Annotated in this window: 11 protein-coding genes and 1 riboswitch; of the genes, 4 read left to right on the forward strand and 7 right to left on the reverse strand. The window is 65.5% G+C overall.

Annotated elements, in window-relative coordinates; all coding sequences use genetic code 11:
* The first annotated feature begins 702 nt into the window (after positions 1-702).
* Positions 703-900: a hypothetical protein gene (locus tag ACFU4Z_RS03080; protein ID WP_328407623.1), complete on the forward strand. Its 198-nt coding sequence runs from the start codon at positions 703-705 to the stop codon at positions 898-900.
* A gap of 49 nt (positions 901-949) precedes the next feature.
* Here ACFU4Z_RS03080 and ACFU4Z_RS03085 read toward each other — a convergent pair whose 3' ends face one another.
* The 3 genes from ACFU4Z_RS03085 to ACFU4Z_RS03095 are packed head-to-tail and all read right to left on the reverse strand — an operon-like array spanning position 950 to position 4,486.
* On the reverse strand, positions 950-1,696 hold the full coding sequence (locus tag ACFU4Z_RS03085) for a succinate dehydrogenase/fumarate reductase iron-sulfur subunit (RefSeq protein ID WP_379059329.1): 747 nt from the start codon (positions 1,694-1,696) through the stop codon (positions 950-952).
* 2 nt (positions 1,697-1,698) lie between these two features.
* Positions 1,699-3,639: a fumarate reductase/succinate dehydrogenase flavoprotein subunit gene (locus tag ACFU4Z_RS03090; protein WP_379059331.1), complete on the reverse strand. Its 1,941-nt coding sequence runs from the start codon at positions 3,637-3,639 to the stop codon at positions 1,699-1,701.
* 16 nt (positions 3,640-3,655) lie between these two features.
* Positions 3,656-4,486: a hypothetical protein gene (locus tag ACFU4Z_RS03095; RefSeq protein ID WP_379059333.1), complete on the reverse strand. Its 831-nt coding sequence runs from the start codon at positions 4,484-4,486 to the stop codon at positions 3,656-3,658.
* Between the two features lie 393 nt (positions 4,487-4,879).
* On the opposite strand from ACFU4Z_RS03095, the gene ACFU4Z_RS03100 reads away from it, so the two are divergent.
* Positions 4,880-6,103: an acetyl-CoA C-acyltransferase gene (locus ACFU4Z_RS03100; protein ID WP_379059334.1), complete on the forward strand. Its 1,224-nt coding sequence runs from the start codon at positions 4,880-4,882 to the stop codon at positions 6,101-6,103.
* Positions 6,104-6,156: 53 nt separating this feature from the next.
* Here ACFU4Z_RS03100 and ACFU4Z_RS03105 read toward each other — a convergent pair whose 3' ends face one another.
* The 4 genes from ACFU4Z_RS03105 to ACFU4Z_RS03120 all read right to left on the reverse strand — a co-directional run bounded on the left by ACFU4Z_RS03105 (position 6,157) and on the right by ACFU4Z_RS03120 (position 11,314).
* Positions 6,157-6,444, reverse strand: a complete 288-nt coding sequence (locus ACFU4Z_RS03105) for a hypothetical protein (protein WP_379059335.1) — start codon at positions 6,442-6,444, stop codon at positions 6,157-6,159.
* Between the two features lie 207 nt (positions 6,445-6,651).
* Positions 6,652-7,617 (reverse strand): alpha/beta fold hydrolase, encoded by a 966-nt coding sequence (locus ACFU4Z_RS03110; protein ID WP_379059336.1) that lies wholly within the window; start codon positions 7,615-7,617, stop codon positions 6,652-6,654.
* Positions 7,618-8,053: 436 nt separating this feature from the next.
* The gene (locus ACFU4Z_RS03115) at positions 8,054-10,003 is read right to left on the reverse strand and encodes an acyl-CoA dehydrogenase family protein (RefSeq protein ID WP_379060300.1); all 1,950 of its coding nucleotides are present in this window, start codon (positions 10,001-10,003) and stop codon (positions 8,054-8,056) included.
* Positions 10,004-10,132: 129 nt separating this feature from the next.
* Positions 10,133-11,314: an AAA family ATPase gene (locus tag ACFU4Z_RS03120; RefSeq protein ID WP_379059337.1), complete on the reverse strand. Its 1,182-nt coding sequence runs from the start codon at positions 11,312-11,314 to the stop codon at positions 10,133-10,135.
* A gap of 171 nt (positions 11,315-11,485) precedes the next feature.
* Here ACFU4Z_RS03120 and ACFU4Z_RS03125 point away from each other — a divergent pair, with 171 nt between their 5' ends.
* A complete protein-coding gene (locus ACFU4Z_RS03125; RefSeq protein ID WP_379059338.1) occupies positions 11,486-11,770 on the forward strand; it encodes a hypothetical protein in 285 nt (94 codons plus the stop codon).
* Between the two features lie 223 nt (positions 11,771-11,993).
* Positions 11,994-12,160, forward strand: a riboswitch (cyclic di-AMP (ydaO/yuaA leader).
* A gap of 82 nt (positions 12,161-12,242) precedes the next feature.
* Positions 12,243-12,833: a C40 family peptidase gene (locus tag ACFU4Z_RS03130; RefSeq protein ID WP_379060303.1), complete on the forward strand. Its 591-nt coding sequence runs from the start codon at positions 12,243-12,245 to the stop codon at positions 12,831-12,833.
* The last annotated feature ends 2 nt before the right edge of the window (positions 12,834-12,835 follow it).

Consider the following 12,835-nt stretch of genomic DNA (forward strand, 5'->3'; position numbering starts at 1 on the left):
TTGTCTGCGCTTCGGGGTATTCGGACGTGCGTTGGGGTCGCGAACTCTAGTGCTCGGTCTCGGTTCGCTCGGAAGACATCATCGTGCCGAGTGGGGGCGTCAGTGGCTGAGCTTGTTACTTCGGTCGATGCGCTTCGGTGGCTGTGGAGGCGGGGCGGGCCGTGAACTCTGGTGCTGGGGTTTCGCTTCGCTCGGTAGGTGTCATCGTGCCTAGTGGAGGCGCTGGTAGCTGAGCGTGCGACTTCGGTCGATGCGCTTCGGCGGCTGTGGAGGCGGGGCGGGCCGTGAACTCTAGGGCTCGGGCTCGCTGCACTCGGAAGGTGTCATCGTGCCCAGCGGGTGTGTCTGTGGGGATCTTGCGACTTGTTGTCTGCGCTTCGGGGTATTCGGACGTGCGTTGGGGTCGCGAACTCTAGTGCTCGGTCTCGGTTCGCTCGGAAGACATCATCGTGCCGAGTGGGCGCGTGGGTGGGGATCTCGCGGCTTTGGTGGGTGCGCCATTCATCGTTTGGGACAAGATGGGGCGCGAACACTGGTGCTGTCTGGCTGCGTTCGGAGGCTGTCATCGTGCCGAGGGGGTGGCCGCTTACCGCCTGACGCAGGGTGTGTGACCTGAGGGGCGGACGGTGTTGATCACGAAACGGCGGAGGTTCGGCAACAAATTGTGTTTGCCTGGGCTAAATACCGGGTAGACAAGAATTTGTGGACCGTGGGCTCAAGAATTCCCACCCCCGGTACAAGAAATTGCGGCCGGGCGATTGGGTGGAATGGTTGATCGTTGCGCTGCTGTTCGCGGTGTCAGCGGTAGGGGTGTTCGTCCTCACCAGCTCGTTCTTGTCGGCGCTGTTCGTCGGCGTGCTGGTGTGGGTCGTCGCTGTCGGAGTAGTGGCAATGTTGTAAGGGTGCGCCGACCGGCCGGGTGTCGACCCGGCCGGTGGTCACCTCGCGCTCAGCGTCGGAAGAGCTTGTTGCCCAACCAGACCAGCGGGTCGTACTTCGTGTCGGCCACGCGCTCCTTCATCGGGATCAGCGCATTGTCGGTGATCTTGATGTGTTCCGGGCAGACTTCGGTGCAGCACTTGGTGATATTGCAGAGGCCGAGGCCCTGTTCGTCCTGCGCGAGGTCACGGCGATCGGCGACGTCGAGCGGATGCATCTCCAGTTCGGCGATTCGCATCAGGAAGCGCGGCCCCGCGAAGGCGTCCTTGTTCTCCTCGTGGTCGCGCACCACGTGACAGGTGTCCTGGCACAGGAAGCATTCGATGCACTTGCGGAATTCCTGCGAGCGCTCGACATCGACCTGCTTCATCCGGTAGTCACCGGGCTTCAGATCGTTGGGCGGTGTGAACGACGGTATCTCCCTGGCCTTCTGGTAGTTGAAGGACACGTCGGTCACCAGGTCCCTGATCACCGGGAAGGTGCGCATCGGGGTGACGGTGATGAGTTCCTCCGGCTGGAATGTCGACAACCGCGTCATGCACAGCAGCCGCGGTCGCCCGTTGACCTCGGCCGAGCACGAACCGCACTTGCCCGCCTTGCAGTTCCAGCGCACCGCGAGATCGGGCGCCTGGGTGGCCTGCAACCGGTGGATGATGTCGAGCACCACCTCGCCCTCGTTCACCTGCACGGTGAAATCCTGCAGCTCACCGCCGTCGTTGTCGCCGCGCCATACGCGGAAATTGGCGTCGTAACCCATTGCTACGCCTCAGCTTTCGCAGCAGTGGTCGACCCGGCCGGATGAGCGGCGAGATCGTCCGAGTTGTAATACTTTTCGAGTTCGGTCAGGTCGAAGAGCGCGAGCAGTTCCGCGCGCATCGGCACCTGTTGCTCCGGCGTGACGCGCACCGGCGGGACGGCCTCGCCCGCGTCGGCGGGGTCGATCGAACAGACCAGCAGTTTGTTGCGCCAGTCGGCGTCCATCGCCGGGTGATCGTCGCGCGTGTGCCCACCGCGACTTTCGGTGCGCAACAACGCCGCCTGTGCCACGCAATCGCTGACCAGCAGCATGTTGCGCAGGTCGAGCGCGAGATGCCAGCCGGGGTTGAACTGCCGGTGCCCTTCCACCACCACGCCCGCGAAGCGCTCGCGCAGCTCGGCGAGCCGCTCGATGGCCTGCTCCAGCTCGTGTTCCTTGCGGATGATGCCGACCAGGTCGTTCATGGCCTGCTGCAGATCGGTGTGCAGCGTGTAGGGGTTCTCTCCGGTGCCTGCGGGCGGCGGATCGAACGGGGCCACGGCCGCTTTCGCCGCCGATGCCAAGTCGGTGTCCGCGACGACCGGCCGCTCGGTCAGCTGCTCGACGTAGTCCGACGCGCCCATGCCCGCGCGCCTGCCGAAGACCAGCAGATCCGACAGGGAATTGCCACCGAGCCGGTTCGAGCCGTGCATGCCGCCCGAACACTCGCCCGCCGCGAACAGCCCGGGCACGGTCGCCGCGCCGGTGTCCGGATCGACCTCGATGCCGCCCATGACGTAGTGACAGGTCGGGCCGACTTCCATCGGCTCCTTCGTAATATCAACGTCGGCAAGCTCTTTGAACTGATGATGCATCGAGGGCAGCCGTCGCCGGATCTCGTCGGCGGGCAGCCGGGAGGCGATATCCAGGTACACGCCACCGTGTTCGGTGCCGCGCCCCGCCTTCACCTCCGAGTTGATGGCGCGGGCCACTTCGTCACGGGGCAGCAGATCCGGCGTGCGGCGCGCGGAATCGTTGTCGCGCAGCCACTGATCGGCCTCCTCCTCGGTTTCGGCATACTGCCCTTTGAAGACCGGCGGGATGTAGTCGAACATGAACCGCTCGCCCTCGGAGTTCTTCAGCACTCCACCGTCGCCGCGCACACCCTCGGTGACCAGGATGCCCTTCACGCTCGGCGGCCAGACCATGCCGGTCGGGTGGAACTGCAGGAATTCCATATTGATCAGCGTCGCGCCCGCTCGAAGCGCGAGCGCGTGCCCGTCCCCGGTGTACTCCCAGGAATTGGAGGTCACCTTGTAGGACTTGCCGATTCCGCCGGTGGCGAGCACCACGGCGGGCGCTTCGAACAGCACGAAACGGCCCGATTCGCGCCAGTAGCCGAACGCGCCCGCGATCCGATCGCCGTCCTTGAGCAGCTCGGTGATGGTGCATTCGTGAAAGACCCTGATGCGCGACTCGTAGTCGCCGGTTTCCGCGAAGTCCTCCTGCTGCAGCGAGACGATCTTCTGCTGCATGGTGCGGATGATCTCGAGCCCGGTGCGGTCGCCGACGTGCGCGAGCCTCGGGTAGGTGTGGCCGCCGAAGTTGCGCTGGCTGATTCGGCCGTCCGCGGTGCGGTCGAACAGCGCCCCGTAGGTTTCCAGCTCCCACACCCGGTCGGGTGCTTCCTGGGCGTGCAGTTCGGCCATGCGCCAGTTGTTGAGGAACTTGCCACCGCGCATGGTGTCCTTGAAATGGGTTTGCCAGTTGTCCTTTTCGTTGGCATTGCCCATCGACGCGGCGCAGCCGCCCTCGGCCATCACGGTGTGTGCCTTGCCGAACAACGACTTGCACACCACCGCAACGGAAAGGCCGCGTTCCCTTGCTTCGATTACCGCGCGCAGTCCGGCGCCACCGGCACCGATAACGACGACGTCGTACTTGTGCCGTTCCACTTCTGGCATGGCCGCGAATACTCCTTCAGTTGATGAACCGCAGGTCCGAAATCGTCTCGCTGGCAACCAACATCACGTAGAAGTCGGTCAGCACCAGGGTGCCGAGAGTTGTCCAGGCCAGCGCCATATGGCGGGTGTTCAGCTTGGAGACCTGGGTCCAGAACCAGTACCGCACCGGATGCGCGGAAAAGTTCTTGAGCCGTCCGCCGGCAATGTGCCTGCATGAGTGGCATGAGAGCGTGTACGCCCACAGCAGGATCACGTTGGCCAGCAGCACGATATTGCCGAGACCGAATCCGAAACCGCCGGTCTTGCCGTGGAATGCGACGATCGCGTCATAGGTGTTGATCAGCGAAACCACAATGGCCACATAGAAGAAGTAGCGATGCGCGTTCTGGACGATCAGCGGCAGCCTGGTCTCGCCGGTGTACTTGGCGTGCGGCTCGGCGACGGCGCAGGCAGGCGGGGAGAACCACACCGCGCGGTAGTAGGCCTTGCGGTAGTAGTAGCAGGTGAGCCGGAAGCCGAGCAGGAACGGCAGCACCACGAAGCCGAGCGGCAGGATCACGGGCAGCTCGCCGAACGGCGTCCCGAAATGGCTCGAACCCGCCACGCACGAGGTGCTCAGGCACGGTGAATAGAACGGCGTCAAGTAGTGGTAGTCCGGAACCCAATACGCCGTTCGCACATATGATCTGATCGTCGCGTAGAGGATGAAGGCGCCCAGGCCGAGCACGGTGACGAGCGGCGGCACCCACCATCGATCGGTGCGTAGCGTGCGCTCCGAGATTCGAGCCCGGGTCTTACTGAAGACGCCTGTGCCCGTTTCCGGGCCGGCGGTCGGTGCGGCACTCACAGGTGGATGCCTCGCTGATCTGCTGTGCGGGTGGTCATCGTTACCTCCGCAATCGAATGTGATGCTGAGCACCATACGACACCCCCGCTATTGCTCGAGTGTGGTCCCGGCAAGACGGACCCGCTGCGACGCCGGTGATTTGCGCCACATTGTCGGCTGTCGGGTAGTCGGCGCGCGGCAGTGAACGGACCGCAAACGCATCGAACGCGGCGTAAACAGAACGTGATTCGAGCGGGTGTGGAACAAAGAAGACTCCAGGTCGAATAATCGGCGGTTCGATCGTCACACGGCGGCAATAAAATTGTGGTGACCTTTTCTCTCGGGAATTACCCGCTGACATGGGCTGATGCTTGTGTCGCACCGGACGGGCAGGCCGGGGAAGGAGTCATCAGCATGAGAAGAGCCGCGATCGTGGCGCCGGTCCGAACTCCGAGTGGAGTCGAGGGGGGAGCGCTATCGGGAATGCCGCCGGAATGGCTTGCCTCGACTGTCCTCTCGGCGGTCATCGATCGATCGGGTATCGACCCGATGCGCGTCGAGGATGTCGCGATGGCCCGCGTCGACGGTGGCGCAACCAGTGCGCCGGAGCTGAGCAGGCTCGCGGCCCGCGGTGCCGGGCTGCCCTTCGCCGTGCCGGGGTTTCTCACCGATCGCCGCTGTGGCAGCGGCCTGCAGGCGGTGATCACCGCGGCGATGATGGTGCAAACCGGTGCCGCCGACGTGGTGGTCGCGGGTGGTGTGGAGTGTGCCGCGGACGCGGTGACCGGCCACGGTTGCCAGGTCCGGCCCGGCGATCTCGCGAATGCCGAAGACCTGGCCCGCTATTACGGAATCAGCAGGGCCGAAGCCGACGAGTTCGCCGTGGCGAGCCATCGCAAAGCCGCTCGCGCGTGGCGGCAGGGTCACTTCGCCGCCGAGGTGATCCCGGTCGGCGTGGTGCCGGAGGGGCACGACTGGTCCGATTCCCGCGACGACACCGCATCGCGGCATCAGATACTGCGGGACGAGGGCGTGCGTGACGATGTCTCGACGCACACCCTCGCCGCGCTGCGTCCGTTGCTTTCCGAGGGCGTCGTCACCACCGGAAATATGAGCGCGCACCGGCACGGCGCCGCCGCTTGCCTGGTCGTCGCCGAGGACCGGCTCGACGAACTCGATCTGTCCCCCATGGCCTATCTCGTGGGTTGGGCCGCGGCCGGATGTGATTCCGGCACAGCGACTCTCGGTGCGGCGCCGGCTGTCGCCAAGGTGCTCGGCCGCACCGGCTTCACCCTCGACGATGTCGATCTGGTGGAGGTCAACGAGGGCTTTGCCGTGGAAGTGCTCGCGCTGGCCAAGGAGTGGGATTTCGACACCCGCGACCGTCTCAACGTCAATGGCTCGGCGATTGCTCTCGGCCACCCGGTCGGCGCCACCGGCCTGCGCATCATGACCACGATGCTGCACGAACTGGCTCGCACCGAGGGTCGCTACGGGCTCGAAGCGATCGCGCTCGGCCACGACCACGGCATCGCGGCCCTGTTCGAATCAGCGGCGACGACCCCGGTCGCGACCGCACCACTCGGGGCCCGCTTTCACGGCTCTCGACCCCGTCGATTCGGCAGGCACCGGGCCTGAGACATGCGTGAACACCGCCCGGTGCAGGTGCTCCAGGCGGTGACCGGCATGTGCTACTTCGTGCGCGGGCGGGAGTGGAAGCCCAGGCCTTCGTCCTGCGCGCCCATCCAGGCTGCCTCGTCCGACTTGCTGTCCGGGACGTAGATGGTGTCCTGGGGTCGGTGGGTGACCTCCGGCGGCGGCGATTGCTCGAGCTCATCGGCGTCGATGACGAGCCGCTCGAGGTCGTTCTCCAGTCGTCGCACGGTGTTTGCGTCGCCATAGTGGGAGCGCAGTGCGCCGATAGATTGCCGGAGCTGGCCGACCGCGTAGCGAAGTTCCGCGATATCGCTGCGTGTCATCGTTACCTCCTGTGTTCCTTGGTGAACATACGAACTCGGTCACAGCGGTGTTTCCGTGGTCTGCCTCGGAGCGTGCTGCACCAAGTCATGTGACTCACCACACAACGTGATCTCCAACACAGTACGTGAGGAATCGTGTTTTGGCTCGTCGGCATCCAATTCCGGCGGTTCGCCGAAATGTTGCCAAAGTCGATGGTCGGCCTTCGCTCAGCTGACGGCCGCGTACTCCGGTCCCTGTCCGTGCATGTCGGCGAAGACTCGATCGACCAGCCCCGCGATGGACAGTGCCACTTCCTCCGCGCGCTCGAGGATCACGCTGTGGCCCGCGCCCTCCAGTCGGACCAGCTCGGATCCGGCCAGTTGCGATGCGAGCACCACCGAATGCGCGAAGGGCACCACGATGTCCGCGGAACCGGCGAGCACGAGGGCCGGGATGGTGCCGAGCCGGTGCAGCGTCGCGGTCTCGTCGAACGTGATCAGCGAGGCAAGGAAACTCGACATGGTCAGCAGCGGGGTCTCGTTCAGCATCGCCGTCGCGACGGCGATCATCCTGGGATTCACCTTCCTGGTGCCGAAGGTCGCCTCGCGCAGGATCGGCTCGAAGATCCGCCGGGTCAGCCGCTTGGATGCCTGCATGACTCGAGGTGCGCGCAGCACCGCCACCTGCAGTGAATTCACTGCCCGCCGATGCAGGAAGCGGCCGAGGCCCACCTCGGTGATGCCGTTGGCGGCGCCCGCGATCAGGCCGACGCCGACGACGCGGGTGCCGATCGCCGCGGGGAACAGGCGGGAGTAGGCGAGGGTGACCATGGCGCCCATGGAATGGCCGACCAGGATGACCGGGCCGGTCGGCACCACCACCCGCAGCACGGCGTCGAGGTCGTGCGCGAGCTGGTCGATGGTGTAGCTGGCCGGATCGGCCACGCCCGATTCGCCGTGGCCGCGATGGTCGTAGAAGACCATCCGGGTGCCTGGTCCCCACTGGCGCGAGAGCTGATCGCGCAGGAACGACCAGGATTCGGTGCGCAGGCAATGACCGTGCACGAAAACTACGGTGAGCGCGGCGTCGTCGGCGCCGAAGGTGCGAACCGCGATCGGGACGCCGTCGTCGGCCGACACCGTGATCCGGTGGCCGTCATGGTCGGCGGCGAAGCGGGCGATGGTCGTGGACATGAGGGTTCTCCTGTGACTGTCGGGTCACCTCGAGCGGAGCGTCTTGCCTGGTTGTCGGTAGTCATTTCCTTGGCGTTAGCCGCCCATACCCTCCGTTATGGACACGATGCCGAACCGACGCCGGTGATCGACATCGCCGCCGGCCCGGCCGATCTCGATAGGAGAATCTACGAAACAGTAGGTCAAACGCTAGATTTTGATAGAAACCCATGATCAACCACTTCGGCCGCCGACTATCGGTGAATCGACCAGATTCCCTAGAGTCCACTAGATTTCGTTATCCAACGGTCACCCACGCGCCCGCATCCGGAGCCTGCGTGTACCTAGCGGCTTTCCTATACCGATGAAGACAGGCCGATCGGCCGCACCGAGCGTGGCGTTGGCGGCCAGGGCCGCCGCCGCGACGCCGCGAGGTGCGGCCGATCGGCGTCGACGACTACAGACGGGTCCTCGTGGAGGGCAGGAACGGGCGCAGCAGGTTCGCCTCGGTCGACGGACCGACCTGCCACTCGGCGATCCACGGCCCGGTGCCCTCGCTCGGATCAAGCACGCCCTCCTCCAGCCAGCGGTAGCGACCGTCGAGGACGCCCCTGGTGAGGGTGCGGTCTTCGTCGTCGGTGTTATCCCACAGCGCGTCGAAGAGCGCGCGCACCCGCACCCGCGACTGCCTGCAGAACACATCGGCGAGCTCCTCGGCGGCGGCGGCCTCCTCGGCGCCCGCGGCCCGCTGTGACTGAGCCCGCACACAGGCCGCCGACATCGCGAACAGCTCGGCGCCGATGTCGACGATCCGGCCGAGGAAGTTCTGCCGGTACTCCAGGCCTGCCTGCCAGCGGCCCATCGCGTACATCAACGATCTGGCCTGCTTGCGCGCATTGCGCTCGACGAACCGCAGGTGCCCGGCCAACGCACCGAACTCGCCATAGGTCGCGGGCACGGTGCCCGCGCCGACCGCGAGCTGCGGGAACCACTTGGCATAGAAGCCGGTCGCGCCGACAGCGGCCTTGGCCTTGGCCTTGAACTCGGCGTTGCGATCGACGAGCGCGCCCGCGGCGGACATGTGCGCGTCGGCCATCTCCCTGGCGATCAGCAGCCGCATGATTTCGCTCGAGCCTTCGAAGATGCGGTTGATCCGCAGATCGCGGACCAATTGCTCGGCGCTCACCGCGCGTTCGCCGCGCGCTTGCAGCGAAGCCGCCGTCTCATAGCCGCGGCCGCCGCGGATCTGCACGAGCTCGTCGGCGATCCGGCAGCTCATTTCGCTGGCCCAGAGTTTGGCGAGCGCGGCCTCGATCCGGATGTCGTTGCGGCCCTCGTCGCACATCGTCGCGGAGAGGTCGAGTGCCGCTTCCAACGCGTAGGTGGTGGCCGCGATGAAGGAGATCTTCTCGCCGACGGCCGCGTGCTCGCCGACCGGCCTTCCCCACTGGACCCGCTGCGTGCTCCACTCCCGCGCGATCTTCAGCGACCACTTCGACGCCGCGGTGCACAGCGCCGGAATGGCGAGGCGACCGGCGTTGAGCGTGGTGAGCGCGATCTTCAGGCCGTCGCCCTCGCGGCCGACGAGGTTGCGCTTGGGGACGCGGACGTTGTGCATCCTGGTCACGCCGTTCTCGATGCCGTGCAGGCCCATGAACGAATTGCGCCGCTCCACCGTGATTCCCGGCGAATCGGCCTCGACGATGAACGCCGAGATGCCACCTCGATGCCCTTCGCTCTTGGGCACCCGCGCCATCACCACCAGCAGTTCGGCGACGACGCCATTGGTAGTCCACAGTTTGACGCCGTTGAGCTCGTAGGCTTCGCCGTCCTCGGTCGGCGTCGCGCTGCTCGCCATCCGAGCGGGGTCGGAGCCGACGTCGGGTTCGGTGAGCAGGAAGGCGCTGACCGCGCCCGCGGCGCAGCGGGGCAGGAACTCGGCCTTCTGTTCGGCGGTGCCCGCCAGCTTCAGCGGCTCGGGGACGCCGATGGACTGATGCGCCGACAGCAGCACGCCGAGCGCGGGGTGCGCCGAGCCGACCAGCATCAACGCCCTGTTGTAGCCGACCTGGGAGAGACCTTGGCCGCCGTACTCTTCCGAGATCTTCAGGCCGAAGCAGCCGAGCTCGGCGAGGCCCTTCACGTACTCGTCCGGGATCCGGGACTCCGCTTCGATCACGGCGCCGTCGATCGTTTCGCAGAACGGCCGCAGCCGGGCCAGGTAGGCCTCGGTGCGCGCGGCGTCTTCGGCGCTGGGTTGCGGGTAGGGGTGGATCAGATCGAGCCGGAACCGTCCGAGAAACATCTCCTTTGCGAACGACGGTTTGACCCAGCTGGTTTCGCGAGACTCCTCGACAAGTGCCCGGGCCTGTTCTTCGGTCGCGTCGACTTTCGCGGTGGTCGCCATGATGTCCTCCTCGGACGTGATCAGGATCACATTCGAGTGTAGAACTTTAGTTACTCGCCGGTAGGTCTGTCGGGAAAGAGATTTCTACGGATCTCTAATGATCTTGATAGGGAGGCAAATGGGTAGCAATCAGACGCTGCGTAGATAGCGGCCGAAATGCGGCACCGTAAACCCGATGGTGCCGCGCTCGGCCGAGTAGATCAGCCCTTTCTTGATCAACCCGTCGCGGGCCGGCGACAGCGAGGCGGGTTTGCGGCCGAGCTCGGTGGCGACAGCCGCGGTCGCCACCGGGCCGTCGTCCCCCGCCAGGTCTGCCATGGCGCGCATGTATTCGCGCTCCGCCGGTGTCGCTCGCTCATAGCGGGAGCCGAAGAAGCCAACGGCCAATTCCTCCTCGGCGGTCGGTGCGGCCACTTCGACATCCTCGATGCCGATCGGGCTCTCCGGGGCTTGATCCCATGCGGCCTTGCCGTAAGCCTGCACGAAATATGGATAGCCGTCGGCCCTTTGGTACAGGGCGTCCAGCGCTTCATCGGTGAACTTCACCGCCTCACGTTCGGCCGGTGCGATGAGCGCCTGGTCGGCCGATGCGCGATCGAGCCGATCGATGCGGTGATAGCTGAACAGTCGCTCTGAGTAACTTTTCGACGCCGACAGCACTGCGGGCAGATGGGGGAGGCCGGCGCCGACAACGATGAGCGGCGCTGCGTCCTGGCTCAATTCGTGGCACGCGCCGCAGATGGCGGAGATGTCCGCGGGGCCGAGGTCCTGCATCTCATCGATGAAGATCGCGATGCCGACGCCGATATCACTGGCCAGCGCCGCCGCCTCTTTGAGCAGTTCGATGAGGTCGATTTCGATGTCGCCGGAGTCGGCGCGACCGGTTACCGCGGGCACGTCGATGCCGGGCTGCCAGCGCTCCCGCATGCCCTTGTCCGCGGTGGAGCGCAGTGCGAAAGCCTTGAGGATGCCGAGGAAGTCGTCGACCCGCTCCGGATTCCGGTGCGCCATGGCGACCGCGCGGACCGCCATGTGCAGTGCCGAGGACAGCGGGCGGCGCAGTTCCTGATCCGGACGCGCCTCGATTTTGCCGGTACCCCATTCGCGCGAGACGGCGGCCGAGCGAAGCTGATTGAGCAGCACCGTCTTTCCGACGCCGCGCAGTCCGGTGAGCATCACGCTGCGCTCCGGCCTGCCGCGTGCGATGCGTTCCAGCACGATGTCGAAGGCGGTGAGTTGCTTGTCGCGTCCGGCCAGTTCGGGTGGGCGCTGTCCGGCTCCTGGCGCATACGGATTCCGCACGGGGTCCATGCCCACACACCGTAGCCCGTCATCTCCGATAAATCTGCGGATGTCTACGGCGCGTCCTAGATACTGCTAGCGGCGCGAATTACCTTGTTGTTATTGCGCTATTGCTATCGCCACGGAAATCTCTACGCTGGTGGCCGTTCGCTGAACGGTCCAGCACAGGAACGGAGGGGCATGTCCGAGGAATCCACTCCCGTCACCACCGCCGAGGTGGTCGAATCCTGGAACGTGCCCGCCGGAGCGACGGTGGCCGGACGCATCCGCTCCAACATCCTGGTCGCCATCGAGCGCGGCTACGACGATCCGCAGCTCGTCGCCGATCTTGCGGTCGGACCGCTGGTCATGGCGCTCGGCCAACTCGAGGTCGACCTCGCCGAGGCGCGGCATCGCATCGGTCAGCTCGAGCGAGCGTTGGCCGAACGTCTCGGCGACGATTCTGGGCAGTCGTCCGAATTCTGATCGCGCACTACCGGATCCGGCTGCGACTTTCGATTGGATAACGGAACCGATTCCGTCGATATCGTGTCGTGATCACCCGGGCGTGTTGCTCTTGCGGCCGCTCGTGCAGGCAATTCGCCGAGACCGCGGAACGTATTGCGCTGTGCGCTGGACAACACCGCGCCCGCATCGTAATCTCTTCGTGACTTCATGGAGTCTGTCGCTTCGTAAGAGAAACGGCGCCAGGGAGTCACCGCCTAATCGACTGTCGGAGCCACCGGCTCCCGGCTGTCGTGCCGGGGAACCGCAGGTTTCTCTGGGGTGAATCCTCACAAGCCAATTCGGTTGGTGAGGTAGGGCCGATCTCCTGGTCCGAGCCCGTCAGCTAACCCGGTCGGCGGGAGAGTAGCAAGATCGGAGACTCAGCTCGGTGGGTAAACACAGTTTGCAGCGGGATTCGCGGCTACCGAATTCCGTCAAGGGTGCCCTCGTCATGGGCGCGGTGGCCGCATCGACAGGTGCGATGCCCGCGATCCCGGCGATGGCCGCCACCATCAACATCCCCGGCATCGGTGACTTCGACGTCCCGCCGGAGTTCGAGCAGCCGGTTCAGCAGCTCAATCAGCAGATCCAGCAGGCCTTGACCGCGATGCCGGTGGCGCCGCAGGCTCCGATGGCCGCCCCGCAGTTGCAGCTGCCCAGCTTTGGTGCGCCCAACCTGCAGGGCATGTTCCAATCCACCCCCGCGAACATCGCACTCGACGCGGCCAAGACCAAGGTCGGCGCCCAGTACTCCTGGGGTGCCGCGGGTCCCTACAGCTTCGACTGCTCGGGTCTGGTCCAGTGGGCCTACCGGCAGGCCGGAGTCGAGCTGCCCCGCACCAGCTTCGAACAGTCGCATGTCGGCGCGCCGGTGGCGTTTCAAGAGTTGCAGCCCGGTGACATCGTCATAACCAACGGCGGCAGTCACGTCGGTATGTATGCAGGCGACGGCAAGCTGCTGAATGCGGTCCAGTCGGGCGACCCGGTCTCCTACACCACGCTGCGCCCCGACATGGTCGTTACGGCACGCCGTATCGTCTAACG

Source organism: Nocardia sp. NPDC057440 (assembly GCF_042802915.1).
Lineage (GTDB): Bacteria > Actinomycetota > Actinomycetes > Mycobacteriales > Mycobacteriaceae > Nocardia.